15 protein-coding genes are annotated in these 17,034 nt (G+C 45.2%); 13 read left to right on the top strand and 2 right to left on the bottom strand.

Going from position 1 to position 17,034, the window contains the following annotated elements:
- Nucleotides 1–14: 14 nt before the first annotated feature.
- From NYE42_RS13500 to NYE42_RS13470, 7 genes are all read left to right on the top strand, one after another.
- A complete protein-coding gene (locus tag NYE42_RS13500) occupies nucleotides 15–383 on the top strand; it encodes a DUF2294 domain-containing protein (RefSeq protein WP_007408224.1) in 369 nt (122 codons plus the stop codon).
- Nucleotides 384–649: 266 nt separating this feature from the next.
- A complete protein-coding gene (locus NYE42_RS13495) occupies nucleotides 650–1,450 on the top strand; it encodes a formate/nitrite transporter family protein (protein ID WP_007408225.1) in 801 nt (266 codons plus the stop codon).
- 388 nt (nucleotides 1,451–1,838) lie between these two features.
- Nucleotides 1,839–1,979 carry a YrzI family small protein gene (locus tag NYE42_RS13490; protein ID WP_003152787.1) on the top strand — a complete coding sequence of 47 codons (141 nt, stop codon included), beginning with the start codon at nucleotides 1,839–1,841 and terminating at the stop codon, nucleotides 1,977–1,979.
- A gap of 172 nt (nucleotides 1,980–2,151) precedes the next feature.
- Nucleotides 2,152–2,307, top strand: coding sequence for a hypothetical protein (locus NYE42_RS13485; protein WP_007408227.1), 156 nt, complete (start codon nucleotides 2,152–2,154; stop codon nucleotides 2,305–2,307).
- A gap of 172 nt (nucleotides 2,308–2,479) precedes the next feature.
- A complete protein-coding gene (locus NYE42_RS13480) occupies nucleotides 2,480–3,019 on the top strand; it encodes a methyltransferase domain-containing protein (RefSeq protein WP_007408228.1) in 540 nt (179 codons plus the stop codon).
- A 209-nt stretch (nucleotides 3,020–3,228) separates the two neighbouring features.
- Nucleotides 3,229–3,795 carry a TetR/AcrR family transcriptional regulator gene (locus NYE42_RS13475; RefSeq protein ID WP_014418456.1) on the top strand — a complete coding sequence of 189 codons (567 nt, stop codon included), beginning with the start codon at nucleotides 3,229–3,231 and terminating at the stop codon, nucleotides 3,793–3,795.
- A gap of 27 nt (nucleotides 3,796–3,822) precedes the next feature.
- A complete protein-coding gene (locus NYE42_RS13470; RefSeq protein WP_241457570.1) occupies nucleotides 3,823–6,984 on the top strand; it encodes a bifunctional cytochrome P450/NADPH--P450 reductase in 3,162 nt (1,053 codons plus the stop codon).
- Between the two features lie 149 nt (nucleotides 6,985–7,133).
- Here the strand turns inward: NYE42_RS13470 and NYE42_RS13465 are convergent, their stop codons facing one another.
- The gene (locus tag NYE42_RS13465) at nucleotides 7,134–8,342 is read right to left on the bottom strand and encodes an MFS transporter (RefSeq protein WP_332275838.1); all 1,209 of its coding nucleotides are present in this window, start codon (nucleotides 8,340–8,342) and stop codon (nucleotides 7,134–7,136) included.
- A 124-nt stretch (nucleotides 8,343–8,466) separates the two neighbouring features.
- Here NYE42_RS13465 and NYE42_RS13460 point away from each other — a divergent pair, with 124 nt between their 5' ends.
- From NYE42_RS13460 to manA, 6 genes are all read left to right on the top strand, one after another.
- Nucleotides 8,467–9,351, top strand: a complete 885-nt coding sequence (locus NYE42_RS13460) for a LysR family transcriptional regulator (protein WP_015240269.1) — start codon at nucleotides 8,467–8,469, stop codon at nucleotides 9,349–9,351.
- 67 nt (nucleotides 9,352–9,418) lie between these two features.
- On the top strand, nucleotides 9,419–9,901 hold the full coding sequence (ybaK, locus tag NYE42_RS13455) for a Cys-tRNA(Pro) deacylase (protein ID WP_060674684.1): 483 nt from the start codon (nucleotides 9,419–9,421) through the stop codon (nucleotides 9,899–9,901).
- Nucleotides 9,902–9,945: 44 nt separating this feature from the next.
- Entirely contained in the window at nucleotides 9,946–10,863 is a 918-nt protein-coding gene (locus NYE42_RS13450; protein WP_342497000.1) for an MBL fold metallo-hydrolase, read from the top strand.
- Between the two features lie 229 nt (nucleotides 10,864–11,092).
- Nucleotides 11,093–13,045, top strand: coding sequence for a BglG family transcription antiterminator (locus NYE42_RS13445; protein WP_144663954.1), 1,953 nt, complete (start codon nucleotides 11,093–11,095; stop codon nucleotides 13,043–13,045).
- Between the two features lie 152 nt (nucleotides 13,046–13,197).
- Nucleotides 13,198–15,156, top strand: coding sequence for a fructose-specific PTS transporter subunit EIIC (locus NYE42_RS13440; protein ID WP_352426516.1), 1,959 nt, complete (start codon nucleotides 13,198–13,200; stop codon nucleotides 15,154–15,156).
- Between the two features lie 14 nt (nucleotides 15,157–15,170).
- Entirely contained in the window at nucleotides 15,171–16,118 is a 948-nt protein-coding gene (manA, locus tag NYE42_RS13435; protein ID WP_352426515.1) for a mannose-6-phosphate isomerase, class I, read from the top strand.
- Nucleotides 16,119–16,202: 84 nt separating this feature from the next.
- Here manA and NYE42_RS13430 read toward each other — a convergent pair whose 3' ends face one another.
- The gene (locus tag NYE42_RS13430) at nucleotides 16,203–16,928 is read right to left on the bottom strand and encodes a MurR/RpiR family transcriptional regulator (protein WP_015417885.1); all 726 of its coding nucleotides are present in this window, start codon (nucleotides 16,926–16,928) and stop codon (nucleotides 16,203–16,205) included.
- Nucleotides 16,929–17,034 lie beyond the last annotated feature (106 nt).

Raw genomic sequence — 17,034 nt, 5'->3', positions numbered from 1 at the left:
TCGGAGGGGTCAATATGTCTAAAAAAATTCATGAATTTAACGATATTATCCGGAAATTGCGCAAAGAATTATTTGGAAAGGGGCCTGAACGAATTCACACCGTTTTTGTGGATAACATGGCGGTATCTACGCTTTACGGAAATCTAAGCGCAAGTGAGCAGTTTATCGCACGCACGCCTGAAGGAAGAGAAATGGTTCATGCGGCGCGAACCAGCTTAATTCAGGAGCTGTATTCAAAACAAACGCCTGACGGAATGGAAGAGCTCATCGGAGCAAAGCTTGTACATCTGTTTTCAGATATTAAAATAGAGGAAAATATTGCTGTATCGGTGTTTGTCTTTGACCGCTCAATTGAAGAGCATAAAGAAGAAATCAAAAGCTGACAATATTCAATTGACACGAAATTGTCACATTTGATATGATATGAACTGCCAGCAGTGGCCTAAGGACGATTTTTTATGGAATGTGTGCATGATCTGTACATATTCTATACCGCATATTTTCATTCTGCTTGATATTGTTGTATGGGTATGCATACAAGTTAGGCAGCATTCAAACCCCGTTTTTTCAGACGGGTTAGTTGAATGCTGCCTTTTTTGTTAGGCGTCTTTGGAAACTGCGGGCTGAAATGATAAATGGAGGGGTTATTATGGCTTTTCGTAAACCGGACGAAATAGCGGAGCTTGCGGTCGAATCAGGGGTAAAAAAGGTGCATTCACCGCTTTCAGCACTGATTGTATTAGGATTTTTGGGAGGAGCGTTTATCGCACTCGGTTATTTGCTTGATATCCGTGTCATCGGCGACCTTCCGAAAGAATGGGGAAGCCTGTCGAGTTTAATCGGGGCGTCCGTGTTTCCCATCGGATTGGTGCTCGTCGTTCTTGCCGGAGCGGAGCTGATTACGGGAAATATGATGTCGGTATCCATGGCGCTGTTTTCCAGAAGAATATCCGCCGGTGCATTGGTGAAAAATTGGGTGATCGTGACGTTGATGAATCTTGTCGGCGCACTGTTTGTCGCTTACTTTTTCGGACATGTTGTCGGATTAACCGAAACAGGACCTTACTTGGAAAAAACAATTGCGGTCGCACAAGGCAAATTGGATATGCCGTTTGGAAAAGTCATTGTTTCGGCGATCGGCTGTAACTGGCTTGTCTGTTTGGCCGTCTGGCTTTCTTTCGGCGCAGAAGACGGAGCCGGAAAAATCGCGGGTATATGGTTTCCGATTATGGCGTTTGTCGCAATTGGTTTTCAGCACGTTGTAGCCAATATGTTTATCATCCCGGCTGCGATTTTTGCAGGTTCATTTTCGTGGGGTGATCTGATTGGCAATCTCATTCCGGCCTTTATCGGGAATGTCATCGGCGGGGCAGTGTTTGTCGGCCTCATTTATTTTATTGCATATTCAAAAAAAGATCAGAAAAAGCAAGGGATGAAAAGAGTTTCCTGAGGTAAGAAAGATGCCGGAAAACACGGACAATTGAAGCGGAATGCCAGCACATTTTCCGTCCAAATCTTGAAAAAAATGTTTACAAAATGGAAGCTGATGGATATACTTACAAAGTAAGAAAAAAGCAAAGGGAGGTTGAATCACATGACGACGTTAAACGGCAATCAAAATCTACAATTGAACCGATTCAGCCTGTGGAAGAGTTCGTGTCCTTCCTTAACCTCTGCCCGTCAAGCACGTTAATTTCGGAGTATCAGGACATTCGCAGCTCCCCGCAGGGAAAGAAGCACGTCTTCTTTTGTCTGCGGATTTAGTCTGCCCGCAGCGCATATGAACTTTGCTGCGGGTTATTTTCGCTTGTGCGGATATTGAAAGGGGGTGAGCGATAATGACCATTAATCTTTTCTTTTTAACACTGACCATTTCAAAGCGTTTTAAAAGTGCGGAAGAGTATGAACGAGAACAGCAGGTCGAAGAGTTTTATAATGAAGCGAAAGAACGCCAGCTGAAACACTTTTATATGAACTAACGGACACGAAGGGCCAAAACGGAGGAGAAGGAGGAGATTATCATGTTCAGAATTGAACTGCTGAATCATTACACAATGGAGAAGGACCAGGTTTAGCGAGGATGTTGCTGTCACGTCGCAGACGGCCTGCATACCATGGTAAAGAAAGAAAAATTGGTAAGCGGGTGATAGCATGCAAGGCGGTCAGAACAGAATTCCATCCATCGGGCACGGGTATGCGTCAATGCCCCATTCATTTAAGCACGGCTACGGCAACCCGTATCGCCGGCAGAGAATGGCGGCGCTTTCCCGGCAGACAAGATATATAGCACCGTATTATTGGTACTAGAGCAGGCGGAAAACCTACGTTTTCCGTCTTTTTTTTATGAAAACAAATATAAATTTCAAATAAATCGAAACGTTCATGAAGAGAAGTGCGTCTAGTTAGTACCTCATACTAATACGAGGTAATATTATTTCTGAATAATAAATCACAGGAATGGAAAAGCGGGTGTTATACAATGTTGCAACATACATCTTCAGCATTAAAACGAATGCGCGCGAAATACTTTGCTGCATCAGAACCGGCAGAGTCAGTCATTCAGCAAATCTTGATGGACATACAGGAATACGACCGCATTTTGGAAATCGGGACCGGAAACGGCTCAATGTTTAAACAAATCATCGGACAGCTTGAAAAGGGCAGTCTTAAAAGCATAGAAACATCGAAACGTAAAATACGGAAAACACAGCGCGCAAACCGTTCGGTTATAAAAGCCGGGCTCGGAAACATTCAGCAGGGGAGGCCGGAAAGCATACCCTTCCGCGACCGCAGTTTTCATAAAGTTTTCTCATTACATACTGCTGAAACAGTCAGCGATTACCGGACGGCATGTAAAGAAGTGTACCGCGTTCTTCAAATTGACGGGTGTTTCTATATGGTTTTGAAACCTTCGCGGATGAGTGAAAAGGATGTGATTGAGGTGCTCTATGATCAGCATTTCAGAGACATTTCAGTTGTCAGCAGAGATTCATTCCATTTTATTACTGCCATTAAATAGAATATTTCTTGGGAAATAAAAAGAGCTGCTTAAGTCACTGCAGCTCTTTTTGTGGAATTGGGTATATTTCCTTATTTTTGGTTATTTCACATATATTTTATATTAAAAAAAGTTTTTTTCTTATACAATGGTAATCAGATGACCGTACATTTTAAATATTTTGAACAAACGGAATGAATATTCATTCCGCATTTAGAAAGGGGGATGAAATGACAGCTTCAAACAAGGTTGAACTCATTATGAAAGCGTCGCTTACTTTGTTTACAGATAGAGGATTTGACGCCACGACGATTCCGATGATTGCCGCTCAGGCCGATGTCGGAACCGGCACAATTTACCGTTACTTTGACAGTAAAGAGACACTTGTGAACGTACTGTATCAGGAAAGTGCGCAGCGTTTTATGAAAAAAGTCAAAACGGACTTTCAGGGGATATCTGTAAGAGAAGGGTTTCATCACCTGTTTTATTGTCTGATTGATTTTACGAAGGAAAGTGAGTATGCATTGTTTTTTCTTGAAACGAATAAGGACGCCTACTTTCTGAATGAAACGAGCCGTAAGCTTCTTGATGAAATAACACAGATGCTTGACGTCTTTTTTCAGCGCGGCAAGTCTGAAGGCGTGCTCCGCAATCTGCCGTCCAATGTGCTGATGGCGCTGCTGCTCGGGGCATATCTCAAACTCTATCAGCTTGTCCGGACGGGAAGCGTCGAAATAACAAAACCGTTTCTGAAAGAATTGGAACAATGTTCTTGGGATGCCATCAGAACTCATTAATTATTCGCCGAAGGAAGGAAGATCGATATGAAACAGCTAAGCGCTATACCGCAGCCGAAAACATACGGACCTCTGAAAAATCTCCCTCACTTGGAAAAAGAAAAACTGTCACAATCGCTTTGGAAAATTGCCGAAGAATACGGCCCGATCTTTCGTTTTGAATTTCCGAGCTCTGTCGGGGTCTTCGTATCAGGCCGCGAGCTCGCGGCAGAAGTCTGTGATGAAAAGCGATTTGACAAAAATCTCAGCAAAGCCCTGCTGAAGGTCCGTGAGTTTGGCGGTGACGGACTATTTACGAGCTGGACTCACGAAAAGAATTGGCAGAAAGCGCATCGGATTTTATTGCCGAGCTTCAGCCAGAAGGCGATGAAAGGCTATCATTCAATGATGCTGGATATTGCCATGCAGCTCGTGCAGAAGTGGAGCAGATTAAATCCGAATGAAGAAATTGACGTTGCCGAAGATATGACGCGCCTGACGCTGGATACAATCGGCCTGTGCGGATTTCATTACCGCTTTAACAGCTTTTACCGCGACACACAGCATCCTTTTATCACAAGTATGCTTCGTGCGCTGCAGGAGGCAATGCGCCAATCACAAAGACACAGCCTGCAGGACAAGCTGATGATCAAAACGAGACATCAGTTCCAGCAGGATATTGAAGAGATGAATTCGCTTGTAGACCGGATCATCGCTGAGCGGAGGGAAAATCCGGATGAGAATCTGTCTGACCTTTTAGCATTGATGCTTGAAGCGAAAGACCCTGTAACAGGGGAAAGGCTGGATGATGAAAATATCCGTTATCAAATCATTACCTTTTTGATCGCTGGGCATGAAACCACAAGCGGGCTGCTTTCTTTTGCGATATACTGCCTGCTGAAAAATAAAGATAAATTGAAAAAAGCCGTTCAGGAAGCCGAGCGGGTGCTGACGGGAGAGACCCCTGAATATAAGCAGATTCAGCAGCTGACATATATCCGCATGGTGCTAAACGAGACTTTGCGGCTGTATCCGACTGCCCCGGCATTTTCTCTGTACGCGAAAGAAGATACGGTTCTCGGCGGGAAATATCCGATTGAGAAGGGACAGCCGGTGACGATTCTGACTCCGCAGCTGCACCGGGATAAAAGCGCGTGGGGAGAAGATGCCGAGTCATTCCGCCCGGAAAGGTTCAGTGATCCCGCGGCAATTCCGGCTGATGCATATAAGCCATTCGGAAACGGACAGCGCGCATGCATCGGGATGCAGTTTGCCCTGCAGGAAGCGACAATGGTGCTCGGCCTTGTCCTGAAACACTTTGAACTGATTGATCATAATGATTATGAGCTTACGATTAAAGAAGCTCTAACCATTAAGCCCGGTGATTTTAAAATCCGTGTGAAAAACAAGGACGTGTCCAATCATCAGCCCGTACAAAGCCAAAAAGCTGAAGGAAGCGGTCACAAAGAAGAAACGAAAGAAATCCCGTCCCACGGAACGCCGCTTCTCATTCTTTACGGATCAAATTTAGGGACTGCGGAAGGAATCGCGGAAGAGCTGGCTGATATCGGAAGAAGCAAAGGATTTTCAACTGAAACCGGCCCGCTCGATGATTATGCCGGGAAACTGCCTGTAAAAGGCGCGGTCGTTATTGTTACGGCTTCTTATAACGGGGCGCCGCCTGATAATGCGGCGGGTTTTGTGAAATGGATGGAAACCCTTGAAGATCAGGAATTAAAGGGTGTTTCTTACGCCGTCTTCGGCTGCGGAGACCGCAACTGGGCCGCCACTTACCAAAGGATCCCCCGCCTGATAGACAAAGTGCTTGAAGAAAAAGGGGCAAAACGGCTGACCTCTATCGGGGAGGGCGACAATGCCGATGATTTTGAGTACAGTCAGGAAGTCTGGGAAGACTCATTCTGGAAGGACATCATGAAGGCTTTTCATATAGAGGCCGCTCCAAAACAGACAAACAAATCACAGTTATCAATCGAATACGTAAGTGAAGCAGCCGAGACGCCGATTGCCAAAACGTACAAAGCATTTGCGGCGGAGGTCATTACGAACAAAGAGCTTCATACCGAAAGCAGCAAGCGCTCAGTCCGGCATATTGAGCTGCGTCTCCCCGAAACAGAAACGTATCAGGAAGGAGATCATCTCGGGGTGCTTCCGCAAAACAGCGGGGAACTGATCAGCCGTGTCATTCGCCGATTCGGTCTTGATCCGAACCAGCACTTTAAGATCAAGGGCCGGCAGCTGCCTCATCTGCCGATGGACCGGCCGGTTAATGCGCCGGAGCTTTTGGCGTCCTATGTAGAGCTGCAGGAGCCGGCAACGAGAGCCCAGCTTCGCGAACTTGCCGCACATACCGTGTGCCCGCCGCACCAAAAAGAATTGGAGCATCTTTATTCTGATGATGCGGCATATAAAGAAAACGTGCTGAAAAAACGAATGACCATGCTGGACCTGCTGGAAGATTATCCTGCATGTGAACTGCCGTTTGAGCGCTTTTTAGAACTTCTGCCGTCCTTAAAGGCGCGCTATTATTCAATCTCAAGCTCACCGAAGGCAGCCAGCGGGGAGCTCAGTATCACAGTCGGCGTTGTGACGGCTCCGGCATGGAGCGGCCGTGGGGAATACCGGGGCGTGGCTTCGAACTATTTAGCCGGATTACAAAAAGGCGATTCTGCCGTCTGTTTCATCCGCTCGCCGCAGTCGGGTTTCGCATTGCCTGAAAATCCCAAAACGCCTCTCATTATGGTCGGAGCAGGCACAGGAATTGCGCCGTTCAGGGGATTTATCCAGGCGCGGGCTGCCGAAAAAATGTCCGGTAACAGCCTGGGTGAAGCTCATTTATACTTCGGCTGCAGGCATCCTGAAGAAGACGATCTGTACAAAGATGAATTCGACCATGCGGAGAAAAACGGCCTTGTCACCGTGCATCGGGCGTATTCCAGGTTAGATCAGGACTGTAAAGTATATGTACAGGATGTCCTGCTTCGCGAGGCTGCACAAATTATTGCCCTTCTTGACCAAGGCGGCCATCTCTATATATGCGGTGACGGAAGCAAAATGGCTCCGGCTGTCGAAAATGTACTGCTTCAGGCGTATGAAAAGGTGCATAACACCGATTCAAAAGTTTCCTTGGAGTGGCTTGAACAGCTGCAGGCGGAAGGAAGATATGCGAAAGATGTTTGGGCAGGTATGTAACAGAAGAGTGAGACAACTGAAGAATGTTTTTTAATTGAAGAAAGCCGGCACGATATTTGAAATCTACTGAATCAAAAGGAATAGTTATAGGGAGTATCGTGCCGGCCTTATCTTTAGTATCGGACAAAAGGCACAAATCTTTAATGTTTTTATTGATTTACATGCAGGCGGCTATGTCCCTTTTTTCTGAATTCCGCCAGAAATAAAACCGGATAAGACAGCAATAGCAAAACCGAAATAAATGAAATGATACCGATCCAATGAAAATGCGTCCAAAAGAAACCGCCGCAAGACCCTGCCACGCTTGAACCGATATAGTATGCAAGCAGATATAATGAAGAGGCTTGCGCACGATGATCACCGGCTGCGCGGCCGACCCAGGCGCTTGCGATCGAATGCGCGCCGAAAAAGCCGAAGGTAAAGACGGCAATCCCCGCGATTTTAAGCGCAAGCTGGGGCAAAAGTGTCACCGCTGCGCCGGCAAGCATAACAAAAATCGCAATCTTAATCATTTTTCCGCTTCCGAAAAGATCTGCTTTTTTCCCCATATAGACCGAGCTGAACGTTCCCGCGAGATAGACAATAAAAATAAAACCGATCACAGTCTGCGACAAATGATAAGGAGCCGCCATTAAATGAAAGCCGATATAATTATATAATGTCACAAAACTCCCCATTAATATAAATCCCAGAGATATTAACAAAAGCAGCCGTTTGCGGTGCAGGACCGCTCCGTATTCCTTACATGCCGCTTTTACGCCCGCATGCCGCTGAGATGAATGGCGCGGAGCCGGAAGAAAACGCCAAAACAAATAGCTTAATACAATAGAAAGAATGCCGATGATGGCAAGCGCCGGCCGCCAGCCGAATACATCGGTCAGAAGCCCCGTTAACAGCCTGCCGCTCATTCCCCCGATGCTTGTGCCGCTGATATACAAGCCCATCATTTTCCCGAGGCCCTTCGGATCAAACTCCTCGCCTACATATGTCATAGCGACAGCCGGAACGCCTGCCAGGAAAATACCGAGCAGCGCCCTCATCGCCAAAAGCGCGGGAAAAGCCGGACTGAACGCTGTTAATAGACCTAAAACAGAAGTAGCTGTTAACGACAGCACCATTAATTTTTTTCTGCCGAATCCGTCAGACAACGAAGCGGCGGCCAATAATGAAAATGCCAAAACGGCTGTTGAGATGGATAAAGTTAAGCTGGCAGCCGCAGCGGAAATATGAAACTCTTCCGAAAACAAAGGCAGAAGCGGCTGTGTCGTGTAAAGCGTGGCGAAGGTCACAAAGCCGCTGATAAACAGAGCCAAGCTGGCCTTTCTGTAAGCCTTTGTATGAGGCTGAATAAACGTCATGAATGTCCCTCTTTTCTCACTGTTGGTTATATATGTATCGTACGCTTTTCATTTCAATGTGTCTAATTTATAATAACTATAGAATTAATGCGTGTAGGTTATGAAGAAAGGGGAGAAGGAGAAAATGGAGCTTCATCAAATTGACAACTTCATTGCGGCGGCAGCTCATCAGCATTTCACAAATGCGGCAAAAGAAAGAATGATTTCTCAGCCGGCATTAAGCCGATCGATTATCAGGCTCGAAGAAGAATTAGGCGCGCCGTTATTTTACAGAGAGACAAAAGCCGTCCGGCTGACAAGACACGGAGAGCAGTTCTTAATAAAAGCAAAACAAGCGAGAAGAGCTTTAAATGAAGGCGTTGAACAAGTGAAAAAGAATATGAGCCTGGAGCACGGCGAAATATCTGTATCATTTCTTCATACACTCGGGCTGCGCTTAATGCCTCAGCTGATTGCCGAATTTAAAAAGCTATACCCAAACGTGACCTTCCGGCTTTATCAAGGCGCAAATGAAACGCTTCGCAAAATGGTGGAAACGGGAGATGCGGATATCTGTCTCAGCTCTCCGCCGCTTCCCAGCGAGCTTTTACAATGGACAGTGCTGGAGAAAGAGCCTCTTTATGCGGTGCTACCTGAGAACCACCCGCTTGCAGGAAATAAAAGCATTCAAATGAAAGAGATGCAGGACGAGGATTTTGTGGGTTTTAAACCGGGATACGGGCTGAGGTATATGTTTGATCTGATGTGCCGGGATTTGAATATACACCCGCATCTCGCATTTGAAGGAGAGGAAGTGTCAACCATATTAGGACTGACCGCCGCGGGTCTGGGGGCTGCAGTGCTGCCGAAAACCGCGGAGCATTCATACTTTCCGGTCGTTTTTCTTCCGGTTGCAGATTACCAATGCGAACGCACCATAGCGTTAGCCCAGCTGAAAAACCATGCTCTCTCTCCCGCTGCTGAGCGTTTTAAACAGTTTGCACTTGAGTATTACAAAGCACGCAACTGAGCGGTCATTTTATTAAAATCGAAGTTGAAAATAAAGCAGAAAGAAATACAGAAAACGGAGGAAAACCATGGCGAAAAAAACAGTGAAAACAAATGCTGTCCGTATCATTGAGCAGCAAAACATTCCCTATGAGCTATTAGGTTACAAAACAGAAGGGGGACAGCCCGCAGACGGTCTTTCCGTTTCACAAAAAATCGGATACGCTGCCGAATATGTTTATAAAACCTTAGTGGCATCTGCAGGAACTGATCGTTATTACGTCTTTGTCGTTCCCGTTGCAAAAGAACTGAATCTGAAAAAAGCTGCGAAGGCGGCAGGTGAGAAGAAAATAGAAATGATTGCCACGAAGGACCTTTTGGGAGTAACCGGCTATATGCGCGGCGGCTGCTCTCCGATCGGCATGAAAAAAAGGTTTCCGACTTTTATTGATAGATCCGCTGAAACACTGGAGTTTATGATTGTCAGTGCGGGGAAAATCGGAATGCAGCTGAAAGCAGCGCCTCAAGATTTGGCCAAAGCAAGCGGGGCGGTATTTACAGACATTGTATAAATGTCCGATGAATCTAATGGAACACGTGTCAAGGGAGAATGATAATGAAAAAAAGATATGAAAACTTGAATGGCGTGAAGAATGAACATGGATTCAGGGACATGTGGAAATGGATGAAAGAACGAAGAGAAAAAAGTAAAGACTTAAGCGAGAACATTCCGAAAGCGGTCACAAGGGATGTCCGTGATGTTGCCGTCAATCGGACGGAAACCGCCATAACATGGATCGGCCATTCTTCATTTCTGATCCAAATACAGGGGTTTAACATAATGACCGACCCTGTATGGGCGCGGAGGATGGGTTTTCAAAAACGGCTGACAGAGCCGGGATATGAATTGAGCGAACTGCCTGACATTGATGCCGTGCTCATCTCACATGGGCATTATGACCATCTTGATTTTCCGAGTATAAAAAAACTGAGAGGAAACCCGGATTTTTACGTGCCTGCGGGACTGAAAAAGCTGTTCAACAAAAAAGACCGCAAAAAGGTCCATGAAATGAATTGGTGGGATCGTTTTGAGATGCGGGGGGTGAACATATCATTTGTTCCGGCCCAGCACTGGACACGGAGAACGCTTTGGGATACCGATACCTCTCATTGGGGAGGCTGGGTCATAGAAAGCAAAAACGGCGAGTCCATCTATTTTGCAGGAGATACAGGCTATTTTGAAGGCTTTAAAGAAATCGGAGAGAGGTTTCGTATTAAGGCGGCTCTGATGCCGATCGGAGCATACGAACCGGAATGGTTTATGCAAGTGTCACATATCAATCCGGAAGACGCCGTGAAAGCGTTTTTGGAGCTGAAGGCTGACAGCTTCATTCCCATGCATTACGGGGCATTCCGGCTTGCTGATGATACAGGCCCGGAAGCACTAAGCAGACTGCACGGCGAGTGGTATCGGCTTGCATTACCTCCTGAAAACCTGAAAGTATTAGCGCTTGGCGAAACATTTTGGCTGTAACAGCAGGTTTTCGCTGCCGACACCAATCGTTTAAAAACGGTTGGTGTTTTGTTGTCAACCAAAGGTGAACAGCTTTAGTATAAAACATGATTTTTCCGGAATCTGCGGTAAAAAACAAAACTTTTTACTCTTTTGTTTCATTATAAAATGAAAACGGTTTCGTATGTGTAGTATATTTAACCTATCACAATTGCTCCAGCAGAAACGGACAGGAAGGATAGAAAAACAGATGAAATACATGAATTCAAGGCAGAAAAAGATTTTGTATCTGTTGTTATCTGAACCTGATGACTACTTAGTTGTGCAAGATTTCGCAGACAGGGTCCGCTGTTCTGAAAAAACGATCAGGAATGATTTGAAAACGATTGAAGATTTCCTGAATGAACATGCTCAAGCTCAGCTGATCCGCAAACCGGGATTAGGCGTCTATTTACATATATCTGAACAGGAAAGGTCACGGTTAAGCCGGCAAATTTATAATGAGCACTTTACGTGCAGGCACAAGACCGATGAAGAAAGAATACTTCACATCGCTTATGATTTATTAATGAATTCAAAGCCCGTTTCCGCAAAAGAAATTGCCGCACAGCATTTTGTAAACAGAGCTTCCATTAAAAAGGATGTAAGTGCGGTTGAAGAGTGGCTGAAGCGATTTGATCTCATACTGGTTTCTAAACAGCGGCTCGGCTTAAAGATTGAAGGGGACGAAAAAAACAAAAGAAAAGCATTGGCGCGAATTTCAGATTTGATTGATAATACGGAGTTTACAAGCCAATTTATAAAAAGTAAGTTTTTAAGTCATGAAGCGGACTTTGTGAGAAAAGAAATCAAGTTATTACAAAAAAACCATTCTATCTATTTTACGGATGAAACATTTGAAAGTTTGCTGCTGCATACATTGCTGACTATCCGCCGTATCAAAATGAAACAGCCGGTCGCCATTTCTGCAAGACAGCTGGACGCGGTAAAAAAGAAGAAAGAATATGAATGGACACTGGCTTGTTTAAAACGGCTTGAGCCGGTATTTGCCATACGGTTTCCTGAGGAAGAAGCCGTCTATTTAACTTTACATATAATAGGCGGGAAAGTCCGCTATCCATCGCAGCAAGAAAAGAAGCTTGATCTTGAAGATTCTGAGCTTTCCAAAGTCGTCAGGCATTTGATCAATCGTGTTTCAGAACTGCAAATGCTGGATTTTCATAAAGACCGGGAACTGATCAACGGATTGAACATTCATCTCGATCCGGTGTTGAAGCGGCTGAGCTATGATCTCTCTGTTTCAAACCCCATGCTTCACGACATCAAAAAAATGTACCCTTATTTGTTTCATCTTATCATTGACGTTTTAGAAGACATCAATCAAACATTTGATCTTTATATTCCTGAAGAAGAGGCGGCCTATTTGACGCTGCATTTTCAGGCAGCGATCGAACGGCTGCGCCGAAGCAGTCATAACCCTAAAAGGACGATCATCGTCTGCCATATGGGCATTGGCATGTCACAATTGCTGCGGACTAAAATTGAACGCAAATTTCATCACATTACGGTAAAAGACTGTATCGCAAAAGCGGAGCTGACAGAGTATATCAAAAAGCATAAAGATATAGATTTCGTCATTTCTACGATAGGGCTTGGAAATGTAACGATCCCTCATATTGTCGTATCACCGCTTTTGGAGTCTGCTGATGAAAAGAAGCTCAGCGCATTTATGCAACAGCTTGATACATCACACCGCCGGGAGCAAAAAACGTTTAAAATGCTGAACGACACGACTCCGTTTCTCGTTTTTTTACAGCAAGAGACAGAGCACCGTTATCAGGTCATTGAAAAGCTGGCGCAGGCTTTGTATGAAAAAGGTTATGTAGAAAAAGAGTATGGCATTCATGCAGTAATGAGAGAAAAAATGTCGGCGACAAATATCGGGGCGGGTATTGCCATCCCTCACGCGAACTCTAAATATATCAAACAATCAGCCATTGCAATCGCCACCTTAAAAGAGCCGATTGAATGGGGGACAGAAAAGGTGTCGCTCGTTTTTATGCTTGCCGTCAAACACGAAGATCAAAACAAGGTAAAGCAATTATTCAGTGAGCTTTCCTATCTTAGCGAGCAGCCGGCATTTATTCAAAAACTGACGGAAGAAAAAAATGTGATGACGTTTTTATCGTATTTAAACTATTAAAAGCAGGGAATGGCTCCCTGCTTTTTTTCTGTTTATAGGGAAAAATGCCGTTATTTCCGGAACTTATGGTAAAAAAACGCGCTTATCACAGGCTGATTTCAGTATAAAGTTGAGACAAGATCTTGAAATTCAGACTGCAAAGGAGGATTTATATGAAACTGTTAGCGATTACATCATGTCCGAACGGCATTGCCCATACGTATATGGCTGCTGAAAATTTACAAAAAGCAGCCGGCAGATTAGGCGTTGAGATCAAAGTGGAAACCCAGGGCGGAATCGGGGTGGAAAATAGGCTGACCGAAGAGGAAATCGGGGAAGCAGACGCAATCATTATCGCGGCGGACCGCTCGGTGAACAAAGACCGATTCGCGGGAAAAAAGCTGCTGGCTGTCGGGGTTCAGGAAGGCATCCGCAAACCGGAAGAATTAATTCAAAAAGCGCTTAGCGGTGAAGTGCCGGTCTATCAATCTGCTTCAAAAGCTGAATCCGCAAGTCAGCAGGGCAAAAAACAAAACCCGATTTACCGTCATTTAATGAACGGCGTTTCTTTTATGGTTCCTTTCATTGTCGTCGGCGGATTATTAATAGCGGTTGCATTGACGCTTGGAGGAGAAAAAACACCAAAGGGGTTAGTCATTCCGGACGAGTCTTTTTGGAAAACGATTGAACAGATCGGCAGTGCTTCTTTTTCATTCATGATCCCGATTTTAGCCGGGTACATCGCGTTCAGCATCGCTGATAAGCCGGGTCTTGTCCCCGGAATGATCGGCGGATATATTGCGGCAGCCGGCAGCTTTTACGACAGTGCAAGCGGCGCAGGATTTCTTGGAGGAATCATTGCGGGATTTTTGGCGGGATATGCGGCGCTTGGAATCAAAAAATGTAAAGTTCCTAAAGCAATTCAGCCGATTATGCCGATTATTATTATTCCGGTGTTTGCCTCACTGATCGTCGGTTTGGCGTTTGTCTTTCTGATCGGCGCCCCCGTCGCTCATATTTTCGCATCATTAACGGTTTGGCTTGCGGGAATGAAAGGTTCGAGCTCAATTCTCCTGGCATTGATTTTAGGAGCGATGATCTCCTTTGATATGGGAGGACCCGTAAACAAGGTGGCCTTTCTTTTCGGATCGGCAATGATCGGAGAAGGAAATTATGAAATTATGGGCCCGATTGCCGTTTCCATTTGTATACCGCCGATAGGGCTTGGGATTGCAACGTTTTTAGGAAAAAGAAAATTCGCCGCCGCAGAAAGAGAAATGGGAAAAGCATCATTTACGATGGGCCTTTTCGGTATCACGGAAGGAGCCATTCCATTTGCGGCCCAAGACCCCCTTCGTGTGATCCCGAGTATTATGGCGGGTTCTATGACCGGCTCGGTGATAGCGATGATCGGCCATGTGGGGGACAGAGTGGCACACGGCGGCCCCATCGTTGCTGTACTTGGAGCAGTAGATCATGTACTGATGTTTTTTATCGCTGTAACAGCAGGCTCTCTTGTCACCGCTCTGTTGGTTAATGTACTGAAGAAAGATATGGCGAAATCCCCCGCGCCCGGCGAGGTGCTGCCGTCTGCCGAACCAAATGAAGCTGCAGCGGCAAAAGAAAGAAAGGAACCATCTCAGGCTGACAGCCGAAAAGCCGGGATGACCGAAATCAAAAAACTGACTGACATTATCAGTACGGACTTGATTGAACCGCATTTATCCGGCGAAACGAGGGATGACATTATCGATGAAATGATCGAGAAAATGTCCCGTAAAGGTATGCTGCTGTCTGACAGCGGATTTAAGCAGGCCATTTTGAGCCGGGAACAGCAGGGAACCACGGCGATAGGTATGAATATCGCCATTCCGCACGGAAAGTCTGAAACCGTCAAAACGCCGGGTGTCGCATTCGGAATAAGGCGTTCGGGTGTTGACTGGAACAGCCTTGATGGTTCTGATGCAAAACTGATTTTTATGATTGCCGTACCGAAGGAAAGCGGCGGAAATCAGCATCTGAAAATATTGCAGATGTTATCCCGAAAACTGATGGATGACAGCTATCGGGAAAGGCTGCTCTCCGTTCGGACAAAAGAAGAGGCGTATGAGCTTTTGGAAGAAATCGAATAAAGCGGGGGATGATCATGTCTACTGAACCGATATTTTTCAATCCGGTTTTCAAAGAAAGGATTTGGGGAGGCGCCGCCCTGCGTGATTTTCACTATAATATTCCGTCCGAGCGGACAGGGGAGTGCTGGGCCTTCGCCGCTCATCAAAATGGACAGAGCACAGTTCGAAACGGCATGTATAAAGGATGTACGCTCGGTAAATTGTGGGAGCATCACAGAGATTTATTCGGAAACCTTGAAGGAGATCGTTTTCCTCTTCTTACAAAAATTTTGGATGCGGACCAAGACCTGTCCGTTCAGGTGCATCCGAATGATGACTTTGCCAAAATGCATGAAAACGGGGAACTTGGAAAAACCGAATGCTGGTATATCATTGATTGTGGAAAAGATGCGGAGATCATTTTCGGCCACAACGCAACAACAAAAGAAGAACTGATATCCATGATTGAGCGCGGAGAATGGGACGGGCTCCTGAACAGAGTTAAGGTAAAGCCGGGAGATTTCTTCTTTGTCCCAAGCGGCACTGTTCACGCGATTGGAAAGAGCACACTTATTTTAGAGACGCAGCAAAATTCAGATACGACTTACAGATTGTATGACTACGGAAGAAAAGATGCGGACGGCAGGATGCGCGAGCTCCATTTGGAAAAAAGTATAGAAGTGATAGACATTCCATCTGTCCGTGAACGGCCGACCGTTCAATATAAACAAACAGATGATCTGCTGGCAGCTGTTTTAATAGAATGTCCTTATTTTTCAGTCGAAAAGTGGGATGTAAAAGGTGAAGCAAATCTATTCCAGCATCATCCCTTCCTTCTTGTCAGCGTGATCGAAGGAGACGGAATAATGATTGCAGGCGGTCATGAATATCCCTTTAGAAAAGGAGATCATATTCTCCTGCCTTCCGGTTTGGGAGAATATAAACTGGCAGGCCATGCAAATTGTATTGTGTCTCATCTGTGATCTTCAAAACCCTTCTCTAGCATCAGAGAAGGGTTTTACAAAAAGGGCGAAATCTCCAGTGTATCAGTGTTTTCGTTCCTGAATTTATTCTCTCAATTTGTATATCTCCCGAGCCATTGATTCAAGTATGTACATAGCGGGGATTTGGGTGGTGATATTCGCATTTTCAACCCATTCTTCCGTCACGTAATATGAAATATTCACATCGGCCATTTTGGCAATGGTTGAATGTTTATGATTTGTAATACTGATGACCCGGCTGCCTTCTTGTTTCAGCTGATTCAGATGAGTCACCGTAGAATCTCCTTCACCTGAAACCGATAATGCGATCGTGATGCTGTTATGACGGAAATGGGAATGGGCCGGAAAGTAAGGATCTTTAATATACATTGAAAGTTTCCCTAAGCACGAAAAATATCTGGCTCCGTATTCGGCGAGAATTCCTGAACTTCCCACTCCGATAAAAATAACGCTTTCTGCATCGGCCGCAAGGGCTGCTGCTTCCTTCAGCTTTTCTTCCATCCCTCCGCTTACTGTTCTTTCAAAAAACTCGGCAACGGAATGATGGGGACTCTTTAAAATCGTTTTTTTATTTGCCTCCGTATACATTTTCAGCTTCACCTTAAACTCCGAAAACCCTTCACAGTTTATTTTTTTGCAGAAACGTAAAATAGAAGCCGTAGATACATGGGTTTCATTTGCCAATTCACGGATTCGCATATAGACGACTTTCTCGCTGTTTTGGGAGATGTAGTTGTATAAAGAAGTTTCAAGCTCGTTAAATGAAGCAATCATTTCGTGTGTGAACATGCAGGGGGATTCTCCTTTTTATGAGAATGGTGAATGTACATCTAATCGTAACATAACATTTTTAAAAGAAACATAGTGTTATATTTATGTGACAAATCACTTTTTG

The sequence above is a fragment of the Bacillus sp. FSL K6-2865 genome, assembly GCF_040311405.1.
GTDB classification, from domain to species: domain Bacteria; phylum Bacillota; class Bacilli; order Bacillales; family Bacillaceae; genus Bacillus; species Bacillus velezensis.
The sequence above is the reverse complement of the archived record's forward strand: the minus strand, read 5'-3'. Positions and strand labels throughout refer to the sequence as shown.

Bases quoted from the DNA above. Each gene is read 5' to 3' on its own strand.
- NYE42_RS13500 (WP_007408224.1), top strand. From the start codon at position 15: ATGTCTAAAAAAATTCATGAATTTAACGATATTATCCGGAAATTGCGC.
- NYE42_RS13495 (WP_007408225.1), top strand. From the start codon at position 650: ATGGCTTTTCGTAAACCGGACGAAATAGCGGAGCTTGCGGTCGAATCA.
- NYE42_RS13490 (WP_003152787.1), top strand. From the start codon at position 1,839: ATGACCATTAATCTTTTCTTTTTAACACTGACCATTTCAAAGCGTTTT.
- NYE42_RS13485 (WP_007408227.1), top strand. From the start codon at position 2,152: ATGCAAGGCGGTCAGAACAGAATTCCATCCATCGGGCACGGGTATGCG.
- NYE42_RS13480 (WP_007408228.1), top strand. From the start codon at position 2,480: ATGTTGCAACATACATCTTCAGCATTAAAACGAATGCGCGCGAAATAC.
- NYE42_RS13475 (WP_014418456.1), top strand. From the start codon at position 3,229: ATGACAGCTTCAAACAAGGTTGAACTCATTATGAAAGCGTCGCTTACT.
- NYE42_RS13470 (WP_241457570.1), top strand. From the start codon at position 3,823: ATGAAACAGCTAAGCGCTATACCGCAGCCGAAAACATACGGACCTCTG.
- NYE42_RS13465 (WP_332275838.1), bottom strand. From the start codon at position 8,342: ATGACGTTTATTCAGCCTCATACAAAGGCTTACAGAAAGGCCAGCTTG.
- NYE42_RS13460 (WP_015240269.1), top strand. From the start codon at position 8,467: ATGGAGCTTCATCAAATTGACAACTTCATTGCGGCGGCAGCTCATCAG.
- ybaK (WP_060674684.1), top strand. From the start codon at position 9,419: ATGGCGAAAAAAACAGTGAAAACAAATGCTGTCCGTATCATTGAGCAG.
- NYE42_RS13450 (WP_342497000.1), top strand. From the start codon at position 9,946: ATGAAAAAAAGATATGAAAACTTGAATGGCGTGAAGAATGAACATGGA.
- NYE42_RS13445 (WP_144663954.1), top strand. From the start codon at position 11,093: ATGAAATACATGAATTCAAGGCAGAAAAAGATTTTGTATCTGTTGTTA.
- NYE42_RS13440 (WP_352426516.1), top strand. From the start codon at position 13,198: ATGAAACTGTTAGCGATTACATCATGTCCGAACGGCATTGCCCATACG.
- manA (WP_352426515.1), top strand. From the start codon at position 15,171: ATGTCTACTGAACCGATATTTTTCAATCCGGTTTTCAAAGAAAGGATT.
- NYE42_RS13430 (WP_015417885.1), bottom strand. From the start codon at position 16,928: ATGTTCACACACGAAATGATTGCTTCATTTAACGAGCTTGAAACTTCT.